The organism is Aquimarina aquimarini (assembly GCF_900299535.1).
Classification (GTDB): Bacteria; Bacteroidota; Bacteroidia; order Flavobacteriales; family Flavobacteriaceae; genus Aquimarina; species Aquimarina aquimarini.
Genome location: NZ_OMKE01000043.1, coordinates 1 through 19,330 on the forward strand (window position 1 = coordinate 1; position 19,330 = coordinate 19,330).

Here is a 19,330-nt window from a genome sequence, read left to right on the forward strand (position 1 = left end):
ATAAGCACTCTACTCCTGTATAATTTTTTAATGAACTTTGCTTGTTTCTCTAAGCGGGTGCAAATATACAACCTTTTATTATCCTGCAAAGTTTTTTTTTGATTTATTTTTAATTCTTTTTCCTTAAACTCTAAAACCAAAATACCTATCAATGAACTAACCAAAACACTGCTCCGTTTTGCGGTTGCAAACCTACAACCTTTTTTTATTCTGACAAGACTTTTTTTAGTAATTTTTAAAGTTTCTCAAACCGAATTTTAAATCAAAATATATCTCAATGAACTTGCAAAACAATACCCCGTTTTGCGGGTGCAAACCTACAACCTTTTATCTAATTAATAACATAAAATTTGCAGTTTATTTATAATAAATTAACAAAACGCTGATTTTAAAAAAGATAAGCATCTAAGATATGAAATTTTATTAAAAAAAAACAAAATATTTTAAATTTCTGTACGACTTAATACCTTAATTTAATCAATCCTCTTCATTTTAGGAATAAAACATACTATTATATATAAGTACATGTTTTATTACAGGTATGACATATAAAAAATCTTTCTAGATTCATTATCTTTTTATAGAAGTAGTTTTTGTATTACCTGACCATTTATTTCTTAAATCATAAAAGCTAAAATCTAATGCTGTTTTCTGTTCCTTTAATATACCAGACTGAAAACCTCTTTGCAATATATCCTCTATCCAATAATCTTCTTCTACATTAATTGGGTCATACTTTTCTTTTAATGATATATTAAAAAGTCTAGCAGTATTATTATACCAAAAAGCTCTCCACCCACTCCTATATTCTTTTACAAGTTTAAACATTGTTTTACCTGTTTGACGATATACTAACTTAACAAGTATTTGCCCTTCTGTACGTGTTAGCTTTTTTAATTCTGCAGTAAACTCTTCTTCCATGTATTTTTGCAACATTTTCACGTATCGTTTTCGTTGTTTTTTAGAATTGATATTTTCTAATCTTTCATTAAGAACGGATAATCTATCTGCTGCTAATTTTGCATAGGGATAAACTTTTCTTGTTTTACGTCTAAGTATTAGATATTTCCTTCTTGCAAATTTATCTTTAAAATTAAGTTTCCCAAGGATTATCACTTCATCCAGACCTATAGATTCATGTAGTATTGTATCTCCTTCTATAATATAATACTGTACATAATTAGTTGTATCTACTTTTGATGTATCTACAGGCTTATATACTTTTTGAGCAGAGATACAAAAAGTAAACATTACAGAGAATATAAATAATAAATGTTTTGACATAACAGGTTAAGAGTCTTTCTAAAATTGTTCCAAAATTAGTAATAAACCATTTGTAAACTGTAAAATGAATGTGAATATTGTTATTTTCGCAATAAAAAGAAGTTAAATAATGGCAAAAAAGAGCATATTAAATAAAAAGTCTTTGACTTTTCTCGAAAAATATTTGAACAACCCAGCTCCTACGGGATATGAATGGGAAGGCCAAAAAATATGGATGAATTACCTAAAACCATATGTTGATGAATTTATCACAGATACGTATGGAACTGCTGTGGGTGTGATTAACCCAAAAGCAAAATATAAGGTTGTAATAGAGGGACATGCAGATGAAATCTCATGGTATGTAAATTATATCACAGATAATGGTCTTATATATGTTATTAGAAATGGTGGGAGTGACCACCAGATTGCTACTTCAAAACGTGTAAATATTCACACCAAAAAGGGCATTGTAAAAGGTGTATTTGGGTGGCCTGCAATACATACTAGAAAAGGAACCAAAGAACAAGCTCCTACTCTAGAAAATATATGTATTGATGTTGGGTGTAACACCAAAGAAGAAGTTTTAAAACTTGGAGTTCATGTAGGGTGTGTAATTACTTATCCAGATGAGTTTTTTATTTTAAACAAAGATAAATTTGTTTGTAGAGCGCTAGATAATCGCATGGGTGGTTTTATGATTGCAGAGGTTGCCCGTTTACTTAGTGAGAATAAAGATAAGCTTCCTTTTGGATTATATATTACTAATTCGGTTCAAGAAGAAATAGGACTAAGAGGTGCCGAGATGATTACTCAAACGATTAAACCTGACGTTGCTATTGTTACTGATGTTTGTCATGATACTACTACTCCTATGATTGAGAAGAAAACTCAGGGTGAAACTAAAATTGGTGACGGGCCTGTAATTTCTTATGCTCCTGCTGTACAGAACAGACTTAGGGAATTGCTTATTGATACTGCCGAGAACAAAAAGATTCCTTTTCAACGTATGGCTTCTAGTAGAATGACTGGTACAGATACTGATGCTTTTGCTTATAGTAATGGTGGTGTTGCTTCTGCTTTAATTTCTTTACCTCTTCGATATATGCACACTACTGTAGAAATGGTGCATAGAGATGATGTAGAAAATGTTATCAAACTTATCTATGAAAGTTTACTTACTATCAAATCAGGTGAAACTTTTAGTTATTTTGAAAAATAGTTTTTTCTATAAATAACACATAATTACAAAAAAGAGGGGTTTGAAAATCAAACCCCTCTTTTTATTATACTACATTTTATTATACTACATTCTCCATTATTTCCTGAACCACATCAGGGTTTAATAATGTAGATGTGTCTCCTAGATTAGAAGTGTCATTTGAAGCGATCTTTCGTAGTATTCTACGCATTATTTTACCACTTCTAGTTTTTGGAAGTCCACTTACAAATTGAACTTTATCTGGTTTTGCAATTGGGCCGATAGTATCAGAAACTTGCTTTCTAATTTCATTAATCAATCCTTCATCTGCTACTTGATCATCATATAATGTAACATATGCATATAATGCTGTTCCTTTTACGTCATGCGGGAAGCCTACGATTGCTGATTCTGCCACCGATAAGTGCTCGTTAATTGCATTTTCTATTGGTGCTGTACCTAAATTATGTCCTGAGACAATAACTACATCATCTACTCTACCTGTAATCCTATAATTACCTGTTGCATCTCTATAAGCTCCATCACCAGTAAAATACATATTTTCATACGTAGAGAAATATACATCTTTATATCGTTGATGATTTCCATAGATTGTTCTTGCCATAGATGGCCAAGGAAACTTAATTGCTAATCTTCCTTCTGAGCTTTTTGACTTAAATTCTATTTCTTTACCTTCTGCATCCATCAAAACGGGTTGAATTCCTGGTAATGGAAGCGTTGCAAACGTAGGTCGAGTTGGAGTAATCCCCGCTAGTGGTGAGATCATCACCCCTCCTGTTTCTGTTTGCCACCAAGTATCAACAATAGGTGAGTTTCCTTTTCCTATATTATCATTATACCAATGCCATGCTTCTTCATTTATTGGCTCTCCTACAGAACCTAATACTTTTATAGAAGAAAGGTTATGTTTGTTTACTAAATCTAATGGTTGTTTTGCTAATGCGCGAATTGCTGTGGGTGCTGTATAAAAATGAGTTACATTAAGCTTATCACAAATCTCCCAAAAACGACCATAATCAGGATAACTTGGCACTCCTTCAAACATTACGGTTGTTGCTCCTGCTGCCAATGGGCCATAAATTATATATGAATGCCCTGTTATCCAACCAATATCTGCAGTACACCAATATACATCATCTTGCTTTTTGGCATGTATATCTTGCCCTGTAGGAGCAAAATGATCACACTGAAATACATTTGCAAAGGTGTATGTTGTATATACCATATATCCTCCTGTTGTATGTACCATTCCTTTTGGCTTACCTGTAGAACCAGATGTATATAATATAAATAGTATATCTTCTGCATCCATTATTTCTGCTGGACATTCTTTTTCTACTTTTTGCAACTCATCAAACCAAAACTTATCCCTTCCTTCTTGCATTGGTGTTGGTTCAACTGTTCTTCTGTATACAATCACTGTTTCTATAGATGGTGTGCTTTTTAGGGCTTCATCACACATCTCTTTTAGTTTTACAGGTTTTGCTCCTCTATACACTTCATTGGCTGTGATCAACATTTTACATTCTGAATCATTAATACGACTGGCGATAGCTGTACTAGAAAACCCAGCAAATACTATAGAGTGTATTGCTCCGATTCGCGCACAGGCTAACATTGCTATTGCTAATTCAGGAATCATTGGCATATACAAACAAACTCTATCTCCTTTTTTGATACCATTATTTTTTAAAACATTGGCAAAATGACAAACTTTTACGTGGAGTTGTTTATAGGTGATATGACGTGACTCTTCAGTCGGGTCATTAGGTTCCCATATGATAGCTGTTTTATTACCAAATTTTTCTAAATGCCTATCTAAGCAATTTTCTGTAATATTTAGTTTACCACCTTCAAACCATTTTACCTCAGGTTTTGTAAAATCCCATTCTAATGTCTTATCCCATCGTTTATGCCAATAGAATTTTTCTGCGATAGCATCCCAAAATTCTTCTGGTTTATTAATACTTTCCTGATAGGCTTCTTTGTACTCAGCAAAAGAACTAAGCTGAAGTGTGTCTTTTATTTTCATGATTCGTGATATTTGTAATTCGCTCTATTAAATTCTTGTAAAACATGTCATCGTCAAAAAATTATCGACAAGTGACTCTTATTAGGGTGTAAACAACCTAAAAAATATTCTTTTCCCTTAATCTTTAAAGGGCAATACATTAGCTTTTTTATGTTATTAGTTCATCTATCTCTGTCATAATTTTTTTTATTGAAAATGGTTTGGTTAAATATTTATCTACTCCCAGTGCTAGGCCTTTTTCTATATCTGACACTTTATTTTTTGCAGTTAGAAATACAACCTTAATATTTTTTGTACTGGCATCAGACCTTATATGTTCCAGAGTTTGATACCCATCTACATTAGGCATCATAATATCCAAAAGAACAATATCTGGTATTTGCGTTTTTAATATTTCGATAGCTTCACTCCCGTCTCGAGCGATAAAAACCTCGTAATTATTCTTCTTGAATGTGTATTCTAAAGACATTACAATATTTGGTTCATCGTCAACTATCAATATCTTTTTTTTGTTCAAAATCTCCTCTTTTATATTAGCTATTTTTTTTCTTAGTATCAATCAGGGATTTCAATTATAAATCGAGCTCCTGTTTTATAATTTTCATCTGCCCAGATTCTACCATTATGTCCTTCTATAATTTGTTTACTTATTGCCAATCCAAAACCACTTCCTACTGGCTTTTTAACGTTCTGGTTTTTAGACTGGTAAAATTTATCAAAAATATATTTCATATCCTCTGCGGGAATACCTTTTCCATTATCCTCAATACTTATTCTTATATAATTCTTAATTTTTTTGGAAGATATTTTTACTATTCCTTTTTTCTCTTCTACAAATTTGATCGCATTAGAAAGCAGATTTGTAAGCACTTGATGAATTCTATCTTCGTCATATCTAACAGAGAACACGCTTTGCATTTCTGTCATGATGATTTTTATATTTTTCTTCTCTGCAATAGTATGTACTCCTGATATTGCTTTCTCAATAGTGTGATTTAGATTATTAATTTTCTTATCTAGCATTTCTCTTCCTGAGGCTAATTTTTCTAAATCGAGTATGTTATGGATTAACGTTGTCAAGCGTTCTGAATCGTCTACTATATTATCAAGAAATTGCACCCTAAGTTCATCAGACATATCTTGATTATCTAGTAAAACTTCTGATGCTGCTCTTATTGAAGTAATTGGGGTTTTTAATTCATGCGCAACTGTATCTAAAAATTCATCTTTGAGTTTATCATGATGCTTTAATTCTTCATTAACCTTTTTTAATTCACTTGTTAATTGTATCAATTTATCAGATTTCTGTTTCAAAAATTTATTGGTAGAAATTGTTTCTTTATTTTCTTCTAGGATTTCTAAAACTTCTATGAGACTTACTGGTTGTTCTTTTACCACACTTGCAATAAGTATTCGTGAAGAGGCACTACCTATACTTCCTGTCAATAGTTTTTCAGAAAAATTAATCAATCTTGCATCTGCTTTTTTTGCATTTTTTGGAAGATCATATTTTTGATAAAACAAATTCAAAGCACGCTCTGTACGTTGTTCTCCTAAGAATCTATTCAGTGCTTTTCTTATATCAGACACATAGGCTTCACCTTTCCATACAAATGCATTTTCTTGCAAAGAATTATAATTACTATCTACAAACATTTCTGCATAATTACGTTCTCTGTAGTTTCCTTTGAAAGAGAGGGATACTCCTAGATATAAAAGGCTATTAAAAAATATACTCCAGAAAAAGGCATGTGTCACAGGATTTAGAAAATCAATTCCAAATAATGCATAGGGGCGTAAAAGCTCATTTTGAAAAGGACCATAAACGATAAAATTCATATCACCAAAAATAGCATCAAGTACAAAAGGTAATATCAAGGTATAGGTGGTAACTAATGTTCCTGTTATAATTCCTACTTTGGCCGCAATAGAGGAACCTCTATTCCAAAATAATCCAATAAAAAAAGATGGAGCCAGTTGGGCTATCACAACAAATGATAATTGTCCTATTGAGAATAATGATAATTCAATATTGAAATTGATATAAAAAAAGTAGGCTCCTAATATCAATGAAAAAATAGCTATTCTTCTAATATTCTTAATATAATTAGCATTACGTTTGGGACGACTTCTGCTAAATTTATCTAAGAAACCGTAGGGAATGATCAAATTATTACTAAGCATAGTCGATAAGGCTAACGTTGAAACTACTACCATCGAAATTACAGCAGAGAATCCTCCTAAAAACACTAATATTGCTAATGAAACATCTCCGTTTTGTAGTGGTAATAACAATGAATAATAATCGGGATTTGCGGTATCCTCTAATCGTAACTTACCCCCCCAAGCAATAAAAATTACAAATACATTAAACAATAAGAGGTATAGAGGAAACATCCAAATTGCATTTTTAAGATGCTTTTTGTTTGTGTTTTCGATTACAGATACATGAAATTGTCTGGGCAATAAAAAGATAGCCAAAAAAGATAGTGCTATCATAAAATACCAATTAATCCCCGACTCTAGACTATCGAATGTAGTTAAGGTTTCAAAATCTTCACTGATTACTATTTGATTATAAATATCTGTGGTTCCATCAAAAAGGAAATAGGTTACATACCCTCCTACTCCCAAAAAGAATACTAATTTTATTACTGATTCTACGGCTACAGAGAATACTATTCCTTGCCTACGTCGTGTTGCATCTGTTGTTCTTGTTCCAAAAAAAGCGGCAAAAACAGCTAATAAAACTGCTATATAAAATGTAGAATCTTTAAAAATTGTTCCAGAAGAATTTATAGGGTTATTAGAGATTATCCCAAATGTTTCTGAAACAGCTTTAAGTTGCAATGATATATATGGTACTACTCCTAATACACAAATCACTGTAACCAAAGCTCCTAAAAAGCGATCATTACCATATCTAAGAGATATAAAATCAGCGATACTTGAGACTTTATGCTGTTTAGAAATTTTAATTATTTTTTTTAATACTACAATCCAGACAGGAAAAGCTATTACGGGTCCCATATAGGTGGTTAAGAAGCTTACTCCAGAAGTAGCCGCTATCCCAACACTACCATAATATGTCCAAGCAGAACAATATACTGCTAGTGATAATGTATATACATATGGATTATTAACCCATGAATTTTTTGCTTTCTTTTCTGCCCAAAAAGCAATACCAAATAAGAGTAATAAGTACCCTACGATTATGAATATCAATACATAACTATTCATAATATCGTTTTAAGATATTAAAAGAAACTAAAATTGAAATTGCCCATATCAAGAATATAAAAAAGTATAATACTGGAAATCCAAAAATGCTCCCCGAATGATTAAACATAAATATCAAAGGAACATTAAATAGAAAAAGTAATGCTATAGATAGAACAACTAATTTTTGCTGATGACGTTTCTTCATACATTAAAACGGTTACTTACTAGTTTAAAAGTAGATACGTTAAATTTAATCATTTTTAAATTTTTCTTTTTTAATAAACCTGACAAGGCTTAAATCCTTGTCAGGTTTATAGTTTCTTTACGTTTAACTTTAAAGAATAGTTTTATTTATTAATGTGTCGCTTCTCCTGCTCCACTAGGGATTCTTATATTTTCTACAATCTCTTGCACATCTTTGGGAGGTGCAGCTGTAAATGAAGATACTACTATTGATATTATAAAATTGATCACCATGGCAACAGCTCCAAATCCTTCTGGAGAAATACCAAACCACCATTCACTTGATGGAGGAACGGTTTCATCAAACCAACCCAACCTGTATTTTATCATATATAGTAGCATACATAAAATTCCGACCACCATTCCTGCTATCGCTCCTTCTTTGTTCATTCTCTTGTAGAATATTCCTAATACAATTGCAGGAAAGAAAGAGGCGGCTGCCAAACCAAATGCTAATGCGACGACTGCTGCGACAAATCCTGGTGGGTTAATTCCAAAATATCCTGCAACACATACAGCAGCTACAGCAGATAAACGTGCTGCTATCAATTCTCCTTTTTCAGAAATGTCTGGCTTGATCATTTTCTTGATAAGGTCATGAGATACTGAGGATGATATTACTAATAATAATCCTGCTGCAGTTGATAATGCTGCTGCTAATCCTCCTGCTGCAACCAGTGCAATCACCCAATTGGGTAGGTTTGCTATTTCTGGATTTGCTAATACCATGATATCTCTATCTACAAAAAGTTCATTTTTGGTAGCTGCGTTTACATTTGTAATAGTACGTTCTCCATGTGTTCCTCTATTTTTTCCATCAAACACAGGTTTATTTTTATTTCCTTCTACAGAATGGCCTTTTGCATATTGCACTTGTCCATCACCATTTTTATCTGTCCATCCTAACAATCCAATATCTTCCCAATTTTTGAACCATGTAGGAAGTTCTTCATATTTCTTATTCTGTACAGATTCTATAAGGTTTGTTTTTGCAAAAACAGCAACTGCTGGTGCTGTAGTATATAATATTGCTATCAATAATAATGCATATCCTGCTGATTTACGAGCATCTTTTACTCGTTTCACTGTAAAGAATCTAACTATTACGTGTGGTAATCCTGCTGTTCCTACCATCAATGCTAATGTTATTGCAAATACATCAATAATTGACTTAGAACCATCAGTATATGCAGAAAATCCAAGTTCCGTACTTAATCCATCTAGTTTTTCTAAAAGATACAAATCTGAACCATCGGTTACTGTACCACCGAATCCTAATTGTGGAATAGGGTTACCTGTCATCTGGATAGAGATAAATATTGCAGGTACCATAAATGCAAAAATAAGAACACAATATTGTGCTACCTGGGTATAAGTAATTCCTTTCATTCCTCCTAGTACTGCATAGAAAAGTACAATGATCATCCCTATGATCACTCCTGTATTAATGTCTACTTCTAAAAATCTAGAAAACACAATTCCAACACCTCTCATTTGCCCAGCTACATACGTAAATGACACTAATAATGCGCAGAATACAGCTACTGATCTTGCTGTTTTTGAATAATATCTGTCTCCTATAAAATCTGGAACCGTAAATTTCCCAAACTTCCTTAGATAAGGAGCTAATAATAAAGCCAATAGCACATATCCTCCTGTCCATCCCATTAAGTAAACTGCTCCGTCATATCCAGAAAAAGCTATAATCCCTGCCATAGAGATAAATGATGCGGCACTCATCCAATCGGCTGCTGTTGCCATTCCGTTTGCTAGAGGTGATACCCCTCCTCCTGCTACGTAAAATTCTTTTGTAGAACCTGCTCGTGACCAGATTGCTATTCCTATATACAAAGCAAAAGTAATCCCTACCAAGATATAAGTCCATATTTGAACACTCATAATATATTTTTTTAAAAGTTGTTTATAATCTTATTTCGATCGTATGAAATAATTAAAGAAGTATCTTATTCCCCCAATACAATCATTCTATTTATCTAATCTTTATCGTACCCATATTTTTTATCTAATTTGTTCATTAATCGAACATATATAAAAATGATCACTACAAATACATAGATTGAACCTTGTTGTGCAAACCAAAATCCAAGAGGAAAACCTCCCATATGAAATTGATTTAATTGATCTTTAAAAAGTATTCCTGCTCCATAGGATACAGCAAACCATATAGCTAGTAAAATAAATAGGTACTTTACATTTTCTTTCCAGTAGGCACTGGCTTTTCGTTGTTGTTCTGACATGATTATATTTTTTTAGAGATAGATCATTGCTTGTAGGGTAACATAACTATTTGAGTCATTACCACCGTACTTTGTATTTTGATATTCTAATGTTAATTTAGAATTGTGCCCACTTATATAGGCATTAGCTCCAACTCCAAAAGTGGTAGCATTATCATCTATAGCATCAATTGAGCGTAAATTAAAAGATGTATATGGTTGAAATTTTATTTTTTTATTATCATTTGGTATCAAATATCCTACATGGCTATATATCATAGAACCTGTTTCATAGGTTTGCCTTAGGGTATAATTTTTTCCATAATCATTATTTTGATAGGTTGCATATGCAGTGATTGCTGATCCGTTTTCTCCTAGAGGTGCATCATAAAATGCGTCTACAGCAAATACCGCAACATCTTCTCCTTCTAGAGCTCCTGTTGAATTGAGTGATACACTACCTTTTGGGTGATAAAAGAACCCTGCTCCTACATTAAACACTTTTTTACCTCCCAAGTAGGTTCCCACTTTATAGGGTAAGAAATTCGATTCTTGATCAAAGAAATTATAATCAAAATAACCTGCAAAATTCTTCCCTGCATCTTTAGATCCTAATAGCCTTCTTCCTGCATATACTGCTGGACCATTTGCTACTGGTTCTTCTTCTGCCTGCAGATTATCAGTGATCGACTCATTGATTGCTACTCTATATTGTAATTTACCAAATGATCCTTTGGCATAAATTCCAATATGTCTTGCAAATTGATCAGATAACCCAATATTAGCCCATGACTGTCTGTTATTATCCAGTGTCATCATATTGAGTGTACTTTGATTATTAAGTCGTGAGATACCGTTCCAATAATGAAGCCCTGCCCCTATAGCATGTTTTGATCCTAAGCTGTATTGAGCCCATACATCATGAAGAAATAATTGCGAGCTTTCTCCTTTTCCTACTGGATGTTGATTATCTGCATTTAAACTATTTATTCCAAAATGAGTAAGAATCAAAAAGTCTTTATTAATTTGAGAATACATTAGAACTCGCGCTCTTCGTATACTGAAATCAACATTGCTTTCACTATCAGGAACATCATCTGTGTATTTGGCCCAAAACTGAGCCCAAGAGATTACTCTAAAATATTTTGACCCATCCTCATTGAGTTTTACTTTTAATCCTCCTGTATAATCTGGGGAACCTTGTGAAAAAGCTGAGTAAGGAATCAAAAAACTACCTAAAAAAAGTAGTAATATGAAGTTTTTCATAATTTAAGAATTTGATTTGTAGAAAATGAATTGTACTACTTTATGTAGTGTTGTGCACTTGTTAAAATTCTAAAAATTATGCGTGGCAATAAAAATCAGTATAGTTATTTGCTAATTAATATAGTTATTCTCTGAAACGTTCCCATTTAATAAGCATAAACTTATCCCCTAATTCGGTCACTACAACTCCTGCTCCTTTTATATTATCAGGTGATTGAAAATAATTTGCTAACTCAAATGCATTCAAAATTTTATAAGTTGAGTGATATTGAGAATTGTATGGCCGTTTGATGTTGTACTTTTTTACCCAATTCATAACACTGACATGAGAGATTCCTAGTATTCGTTCTATCTCTCTATATGTAAGTCCCTCTAAATAGAGTTGTAATGCTTTATTTACATAATAATCATCTATTTTTTTACCCAGCTTGTTTACTGTGAAATAATAATTACAATTCTTACAACGATATCGTTGTCTCTTATTTATTACTCCACTTTTTACATTGTCTGACGAACCACAATTTGGGCAAACTTTAACAACCATATATATTATTTTTGCATAAATATATCATTTTAGCAATAAAAATATAACAATAGTTTAATATTTATATTGAAAAATTATAACAAACAGTTAATTTTTATTGAATATATCCTTTTATTTACACCACATTAACAAAAAATAATGAATAGCATTATGGCAGATGAATTTATTGATATACTTTATAAAACTGGTGAACCTACAGGTGATATTAAATTAAAATCTGAGGCACACCAGTTAGGTTTATATCATGCAAGTGTGCATATTTGGTTTTTTACCGATAAGGGAGAAGTATTACTACAAAAACGCGCTAGTAATAAAGATACATACCCAGATCTATGGGATATTTCTGTAGCGGGTCATATATCTGCTGGTGAAACTGCGCAAAATTCTGCTATTAGAGAAATCAAAGAGGAGATCGGTATTTATGTATCGACAAATGACTTAAAATATATTCATACCTACCTGAGTGAAAAAAAACCTAAGGCTGGATTTTATGATAACGAATTCAATCATATTTATTTATCCAAGCTTCGAGTTCCTATAACAAGCTTAACACTTCAAAAAGAAGAGGTATCTGATATAACTCTTATTCCTATAGAGGAACTAATTCTTGCGCTACAGAATCCAAACTATTCTAAAACATATGTCCCGCACGCAAAAGATTATTATAATTTAGTTCTTAAGGAAATCACAAATCAATTCTAATAATGTATTTATTAGAATAATCTATTGTAACTTCATAAACCATAATTTTATTATAGTAATTTTGTATCATAATTAAAAAACCAATAAACAAAAACTATGGAAGATACTAACACAAAAACGATCGATGCTTTAAATATTTTATTAGCAGATTACCATATGCATTATCAAAAGCTTAGAAATTTTCATTGGAATATAACTGGTTCGCATTTTTTTGAACTTCATGTAAAGTTTGAAGAATTGTATGAAGATGCTAAATTAAAAATTGATGAAATTGCAGAACGAATTTTAACATTGAGAGGCAATCCCGTAAGTAATTTTAGTTCATATTTGGATTTATCTAATATAAATGAATCAGAAACAACACTAGTTGACCAAAAAATGGTAGCTGCTATTTTAGAAGACCATAAAGCACTTTTAAGGCAATTAAAAATAGTAACCAAAGAAGCTGAAAATGTAGGTGATGATGGTACTTTGGATATTACGGGAACTTATATAGGTGAATTAGAAAAAATAAGCTGGATGCTTAATGCTTGGAATCAAAGGAATTAATATAGTAAAACTATCATATCTTATTCTTTTGACAACTATATCTGTTAGTTGTCAAAAGAATAAGGTAAATCAATTGATAAAGATTACTGATCTGTCAAATGATTTACATGAAATATCAGGCATAACTTTATTGTCTGACCAAAGATTATACGCAATAAATGATTCTGGTAATAGTAATACATTATTTTGCTTGAATCAAAAAGGTAAAATTATACAAAAGATCAAAATTCCCAAAACAAAAAATATAGATTGGGAAGATCTAGCATATGACAAAAAAGACACTCTATATATTGGTGATTTTGGTAATAATAGTAATGACAGAAAGAATTTGAGGATTTATAAAGTTTCTCCTCCTTTTTCTGAAAAAACATCTGTATCAAAAATAGAGTTTTCTTTTCCTGATCAAAAAAAATTTCCTCCAAAGAAAAAAAATCAGAATTTTGATGTAGAAGCATTTTTGTGTTTCAATAACAACTTGTATTTATTTACAAAAAATAGAGGAAAAGATAAAAGAGGACGTACTACCATCTATAAAATACCTACGCAACCAGGAAAACATGTTGCAGAACTTATTGGCCACTACACAACATGTAATGATCAATCTGATTGCCTTATTACTGGTGCTACTATTAATTCATCTGGAGATAAAATTGCTTTACTTACTCATAATAAAATATTTTTACTTAGCAATTTTAGTGATACCAACTTATCAGATGCTACCATTCAAAAAATAAAGCTATACCATACTTCTCAAAAAGAAGGTATTTGTTTTAAAAATGATTCAACACTTTATATCACCGATGAAAAAAAGGGTTTACAAAAAGCTGGGTTATATGAGTATCATTTAAAAAACTGATACATCCCAGATGGCCTAATAAAAAAACAACTATCAATCAGAGCTATAGTCTTAAAAACTTAAACCAAACCCAAATGTAAACCTTAATCCATCATCACTAGAGAACAACCCTAATTGCCCTCCAACTGTATCAATAGCGTTTATCCATAATCCTCCTCCTACAGAGTCATGCCATGTGTCAGAATTTTCTGTATCGATCCATACACGACCTATATCATATCCTCCGAAAACTCCTAGTTGTAATGGTAATAGGCCCGTTTTGAATTTATTAAAACTATATCGTAAGTCATTACTAAATGCTAATGCACTTTCTCCTGTAAAACGCTCTTCTCTATATCCTCTTAGTCCCTTAACTCCTCCAAGATTAGCTCCTTGATAAAACTCAAATTCATCTCCTATATTAACTTCTGCAAAAATATTAGTTCTTAATACTAATTTTCTATTTCTCGTAATTGAGTTGTAAAATTCTAATTTTGGGTTGATATATCCATAGGTTTTCTCTGTGTCTTCTACATTCATTCTACTACCAGTTTCTACTTTAAACAACATCCCTCTGGTGGGGCTAATGGCATTGTCATAGCTTTCAAACTTATATGTGATTTCCAGGTTTGCAAAAAATTTTCTTTCAAAAAAGTCTGGATCTATACTAATAAAATCAAGTCCAGAGGTTATCAATCTACCTGGTGTATCTTGAACTTCTACTCCTTCAAATGCACCATTTATAGAAAATTCACTTCCGTAGTTATTTTTTTTAGAAACTCCAATTCCAAAAGCCCAGATACCTGTTTTTACTCTGTTATAATCTAAACCTACTTCATCATCAAAATTTGAAGTACTGTTACCAAATCCAAAAAAGTTTTGAGCAAAATTCTCACTTGTATATGTAGCATTCATCAAAAAATTCCAGTTACCTAGTGCATTGACAAATTCTCCTGAGTATGACAAATCATATCCTTCGGTTTGAAAATAATAGGCTGCTCTAAATTTATGTTTACTGTGATAGGGTTCATTTTTGAACCCTTTGATCGTATATACATCTGTAACATTAATATTCAACCCATCATCAGGATTAAACCCTATAAAAGGAGCTACTGTATTTGTTCTATCTACATACTTGGTATAGTCATATATATTATAGTTATAAATGTCACTAATTATAAATTTTGCACCGCCTTTCTTTTCTATTGTATTCTTCTTTGATTTATGATCGTATACTTTTATTTTCTTACCATTACTTATAACGTACTTATCATTATTTTGTCCTCCAATAATTCTAATTTTTATAGGGTTACGGCCTTTTCCTTTGGTTACAAATTTATCATCATCATCCAATCCATATAACCAGATTTCTTTTGTCTCTTTTGCATCAAAAGTTCTTTGTAGATAAGGTTTTTCTATTTGCCCCCCTTTCATTCTAGAAATCTTTATGGTGGTTATTCCTTCTCCTCTTTCTATCTCAAAAAAATCATCTTTATCTGTTCCTGAAATAATCACATGCTTAGATAAAAAATTATAATAACGTCTTGCAATATCCTCAATATTATCTCTTCTAGCTTTTAGGTTTTCTTTGATTTTTTCTGCAACTTTATCTCTAAGTTCTATGGGTAATTTGGCAAATGCTTTATCTATATCTACATCAGATAAATTTTCTTTTATATAGTTGGCTTGCTCTATCCATATATTCTTTCCTGAGTTCTGAGTCAATGTTCTGTCTAATGGTAATCCAGATTGATTAATCCACCTTACTTTTTTGAGTTGATCATCATATACCTGAAATTTACGTGCTAATGGAACTACAAATTTTATGACATCTAAGAGTACTCCATCATAATTAGAAAACACTTGATCTCTATCTCTTGGTATGGGTCTGTATATCTTCTCTTTTTCTGTATCAAAACGTGCCCAACGCCATTGATCAGAATGACGATCCCAATCTCCTAATAGCATATCAAAAAGTCGGGTTCTTATATAATGAGCTTCATCTACCTGATATTTTTCATCTTTTCTTAATCTACTCAACAGATCATCAGTACTTTCAATATCATCGGGTTTTCCAAAAGAGATCTCCTCTCCATATTCTTTTCCTGGGCGTTCTTCCAGAAAATATATTTCATCACCAAAACTTTCATTATATTTCCCTAAAGCTGTGTGTTTAGGAATATAATACAAACTAGGATTTGCATGATATACACCAATAGCATCTGCTAGTGAGCCTATTGCCAAAAATGCATATGGGTAACTAGATGTATAAAAGTCTGCCAATAAATCTTCTGTAAAAGTATCTTCAAAATCATCATCGAGATAGGTATACTTAAATGCTCCTTTTTGTAAAAACTGGGTCACACTTTTGCGCATTGCTCTAAGGCTATATCGTTTCCCTTCTTTATCAATAAGCCTAAGAGATCTCGTTACTTGTCCTCCCCCTTGTCGATCAATCGTAAAACCTCCCATCAATGTATCCAAGGTTGCTACAGGAATCTTGATATCTGTTCCGTATATATATCGATAATGATCTCCCCACATCAATTGATATGAATTTGATTTTTTTACCTCTTCTTTTGTATAAATCGAAGTAGAGATTTCTTTATCAAAAGAATCAGATACATTACTATAATCAAATTCTTCTTTTTTATGATGCACAGCGGTCTGATATACCAATTTTGGAGCACCATTATCATCTGCATAAAAACGTACATTGGAGGAACCATCTTTATATATATCCAGAATAGCAAACCCTTGTTTAGGGTATGCAAACAATCCATATTTTCCTAAAGATACGGGTGATATTTTTGATCCTGAACCAGAAACAATTTGTTTAAGTCCATCATTATCTATGTATTGCAATGAGTGCTCATGACCAGATACAAAAACAACTTTATCAATGCTTCTTGTCATCGTAGATAACCTTTTCATTAATTTATTGTAATGCGTATTTGATATGTCTTGTACAGAAACTCCTCCTTGAGATCTTATTAAAGTAGCTAATGATCCTAATACAGGAAGCGGGATTTTTGTTTTTGAGGGGAATAAATGTTTTCCAAAATTATTTTTTCCTCCATGTGGGCCATTGGTAAACATGGGATGATGCATTGCTATAACAATTGTTTTTTTGCTATATTTTTTTAGCTCTCCTTCTACTTCTAATAAAAACTTTTCTCGTGTTTTGATCTCACAATGATCATTGATCGTTGGATTTTTATCCCAATTTGCCAAATACCACTGCGTATCCAAAATCAATAGATGTACTTGTTCATTGATTTCTACACTTTCTATAGGACACCCTTTTGACGGTAAAAAGGCTTTTTTGTTTCCCATTTTCTTTAGTACATACTTCTCTTGTCTACGCAGACCTTCTACTCCATCATTATACCAATCATGATTACCTGGAATAAAAATCACATTTCCTTTAAACCCATTGATTGCATCAATCTGAGCATCTATTCTATGTTCTCCTAAGGCTCTTTCTGGTTCCCTTTTTTCGGGCATTCCTTTTTGATAAATATTATCTCCTAAAAAAATGAGATCATCATTTTTTGTCACTGTAGTGTCTAATACTTTTTTCAAAATAGATAAGCCTATCGTACTCTTATTCATTTTGGCATAGCCTGCATCTCCTACCAAATAAAATCTTTTTGAAATTTCTTTATCTGGTAATTTTTGAGTGAAATTTTCGACCTTATATTTAGGAGAATATGTTGCACAAGAACTAAGCAATAAAGCAACACAAATAATCAGAATCTTGTTATATTTATTCATTGTGTGAATTACAATCTCTTTTTTTTAATTATTTTGGTTATCAAAAAACTATATATATGCTTTCTTTACTAGAAAAAACAGATCTTTTTGTCTCAGAACTCTTTGAAAAAGAGCTTCCTAACTCTTGTATCTATCATAATTATGATCATACTAAGAGAGTTTTTAAAAGTACAAAAGAAATCATTGATAGTATTAATATATCTGTCGAAGATAAAGAAGTTTTATTACTCACTGCTTTACTACATGATACTGGATATTCAAAAAGCACAAAAAACCATGAGGAACGTAGTGCAGAAATTGCTCAGGATTTTTTGAGCCAACATAATGTTTCTCATGAGGTTATCAAAAAGATAGCTTCTCTAATCATGGCTACCAAGATGGAGCATGATCCTGTAAATTTAATGGAAAAAATTATTAGGGATGCAGATGCTTCTCATTTTGCCAAAGATTATTATACTGAAACTAGTGAATTACTAAGGAAAGAATTTCATTTGAATAATATTTGTGAGTTTACTACCACAGATTGGCTCAAAACTAATATTGATTTGTTTCAAAACAAACATCGCTATTATACCGAATATGCTATTCATAATTGGAAACCTAAAAAAGAGGAAAACTTAGCTAAAATGTTGGCAGAACGTGAACGTTTGAAAAAAGAAAAAAAGAAAGAGAAAGAGAAATTAAAAAAGGCTTTGAGAGAAGAGAACCCAGAAAAAGGAATACAGACTTTATTTAGGGTTACCTTAAGGAATCACTTAAAACTAAGTGACATAGCAGACACCAAGGCCAATATACTTCTTTCTGTAAATGCAATTATAATATCTCTTGCTTTATCTAATTTAATACCAAAACTAGATAATCCTTCTAATCAATATTTGATTTACCCTACTTTAATATTTGTCCTATTTTGTATTGCTTCTATAATTTTATCTGTTTTGGCAACAAGACCTAATATAACGAGTGGTGAATTTACCCGTAAAGAGATTGAGGAAAAGAAAGTAAATTTATTGTTTTTTGGAAATTTTCATAAAATGCCTCTGGATGAATATAAATGGGCTATGGGAGAACTTATGGAAGACAAACAATATATTTATGATACTATGATAAAAGACCTTTATTTTCTGGGTAAAGTATTACATAAAAAATATAAAATTCTACGAATTACATATATGGTTTTTATGATTGGTATCATTACTTCTGTAGTTTCTTTTATTGTTGCATTCAATACATTGCAGTAAAAGTCTTTACATTTTTAGATATGATCTCTGATTATTCATTATAAGTAAATTGAAACTTAATAGTACATGGATATGTACAAAAATAAAAACTAGACAACGTATTATACGATTTACACATAAAAATTTCGTATATAGTTTGTTTCTTTTGCACTATATCTGTGTTATAAAATTCAACAATAGCTAAGGCTATTCTTTAATTT

The 19,330-nt window shown here is 31.6% G+C and carries 14 protein-coding genes; 5 read left to right on the forward strand and 9 right to left on the reverse strand.

What is annotated here, in order from left to right:
• Positions 1-570: 570 nt before the first annotated feature.
• On the reverse strand, positions 571-1,284 hold the full coding sequence (locus tag DG508_RS17405; RefSeq protein ID WP_108869370.1) for a DUF4294 domain-containing protein: 714 nt from the start codon (positions 1,282-1,284) through the stop codon (positions 571-573).
• A gap of 109 nt (positions 1,285-1,393) precedes the next feature.
• Between DG508_RS17405 and DG508_RS17410 the strand changes: the two genes are divergently transcribed.
• Positions 1,394-2,485, forward strand: coding sequence for a M42 family metallopeptidase (locus DG508_RS17410; RefSeq protein ID WP_108869371.1), 1,092 nt, complete (start codon positions 1,394-1,396; stop codon positions 2,483-2,485).
• A 79-nt stretch (positions 2,486-2,564) separates the two neighbouring features.
• Here DG508_RS17410 and acs read toward each other — a convergent pair whose 3' ends face one another.
• The 7 genes from acs to DG508_RS17450 all read right to left on the reverse strand — a co-directional run bounded on the left by acs (position 2,565) and on the right by DG508_RS17450 (position 12,029).
• Positions 2,565-4,517: an acetate--CoA ligase gene (acs, locus tag DG508_RS17415; RefSeq protein WP_103864573.1), complete on the reverse strand. Its 1,953-nt coding sequence runs from the start codon at positions 4,515-4,517 to the stop codon at positions 2,565-2,567.
• A gap of 148 nt (positions 4,518-4,665) precedes the next feature.
• A complete protein-coding gene (locus DG508_RS17420; protein WP_255412586.1) occupies positions 4,666-5,034 on the reverse strand; it encodes a response regulator transcription factor in 369 nt (122 codons plus the stop codon).
• A gap of 38 nt (positions 5,035-5,072) precedes the next feature.
• Entirely contained in the window at positions 5,073-7,757 is a 2,685-nt protein-coding gene (locus tag DG508_RS17425; protein WP_108869372.1) for an ATP-binding protein, read from the reverse strand.
• 336 nt (positions 7,758-8,093) lie between these two features.
• Positions 8,094-9,881 (reverse strand): sodium:solute symporter family protein, encoded by a 1,788-nt coding sequence (locus tag DG508_RS17435; protein ID WP_108869373.1) that lies wholly within the window; start codon positions 9,879-9,881, stop codon positions 8,094-8,096.
• Positions 9,882-9,976: 95 nt separating this feature from the next.
• Entirely contained in the window at positions 9,977-10,240 is a 264-nt protein-coding gene (locus tag DG508_RS17440; RefSeq protein WP_103864577.1) for a DUF4212 domain-containing protein, read from the reverse strand.
• A 12-nt stretch (positions 10,241-10,252) separates the two neighbouring features.
• Positions 10,253-11,485 carry a hypothetical protein gene (locus DG508_RS17445; protein WP_108869374.1) on the reverse strand — a complete coding sequence of 411 codons (1,233 nt, stop codon included), beginning with the start codon at positions 11,483-11,485 and terminating at the stop codon, positions 10,253-10,255.
• A 124-nt stretch (positions 11,486-11,609) separates the two neighbouring features.
• On the reverse strand, positions 11,610-12,029 hold the full coding sequence (locus DG508_RS17450; protein ID WP_108869375.1) for an IS1/IS1595 family N-terminal zinc-binding domain-containing protein: 420 nt from the start codon (positions 12,027-12,029) through the stop codon (positions 11,610-11,612).
• A gap of 138 nt (positions 12,030-12,167) precedes the next feature.
• Here DG508_RS17450 and DG508_RS17455 point away from each other — a divergent pair, with 138 nt between their 5' ends.
• The 3 genes from DG508_RS17455 to DG508_RS17465 all read left to right on the forward strand — a co-directional run bounded on the left by DG508_RS17455 (position 12,168) and on the right by DG508_RS17465 (position 14,136).
• Positions 12,168-12,731, forward strand: a complete 564-nt coding sequence (locus DG508_RS17455; RefSeq protein WP_234418256.1) for an NUDIX hydrolase — start codon at positions 12,168-12,170, stop codon at positions 12,729-12,731.
• 96 nt (positions 12,732-12,827) lie between these two features.
• The gene (locus DG508_RS17460) at positions 12,828-13,280 is read left to right on the forward strand and encodes a Dps family protein (protein ID WP_108869377.1); all 453 of its coding nucleotides are present in this window, start codon (positions 12,828-12,830) and stop codon (positions 13,278-13,280) included.
• Positions 13,258-14,136 (forward strand): hypothetical protein, encoded by an 879-nt coding sequence (locus DG508_RS17465; RefSeq protein ID WP_108869378.1) that lies wholly within the window; start codon positions 13,258-13,260, stop codon positions 14,134-14,136. The genes DG508_RS17460 and DG508_RS17465 overlap by 23 nt, the downstream gene beginning before the upstream one ends.
• 51 nt (positions 14,137-14,187) lie before the next feature.
• On the opposite strand, the gene DG508_RS17470 is transcribed toward DG508_RS17465, so the two are convergent.
• Positions 14,188-17,892: a metallophosphoesterase gene (locus DG508_RS17470; protein WP_108869379.1), complete on the reverse strand. Its 3,705-nt coding sequence runs from the start codon at positions 17,890-17,892 to the stop codon at positions 14,188-14,190.
• A 56-nt stretch (positions 17,893-17,948) separates the two neighbouring features.
• Here DG508_RS17470 and DG508_RS17475 point away from each other — a divergent pair, with 56 nt between their 5' ends.
• Positions 17,949-19,130 carry a Pycsar system effector family protein gene (locus DG508_RS17475; RefSeq protein WP_108869380.1) on the forward strand — a complete coding sequence of 394 codons (1,182 nt, stop codon included), beginning with the start codon at positions 17,949-17,951 and terminating at the stop codon, positions 19,128-19,130.
• Positions 19,131-19,330: the final 200 nt, after the last annotated feature.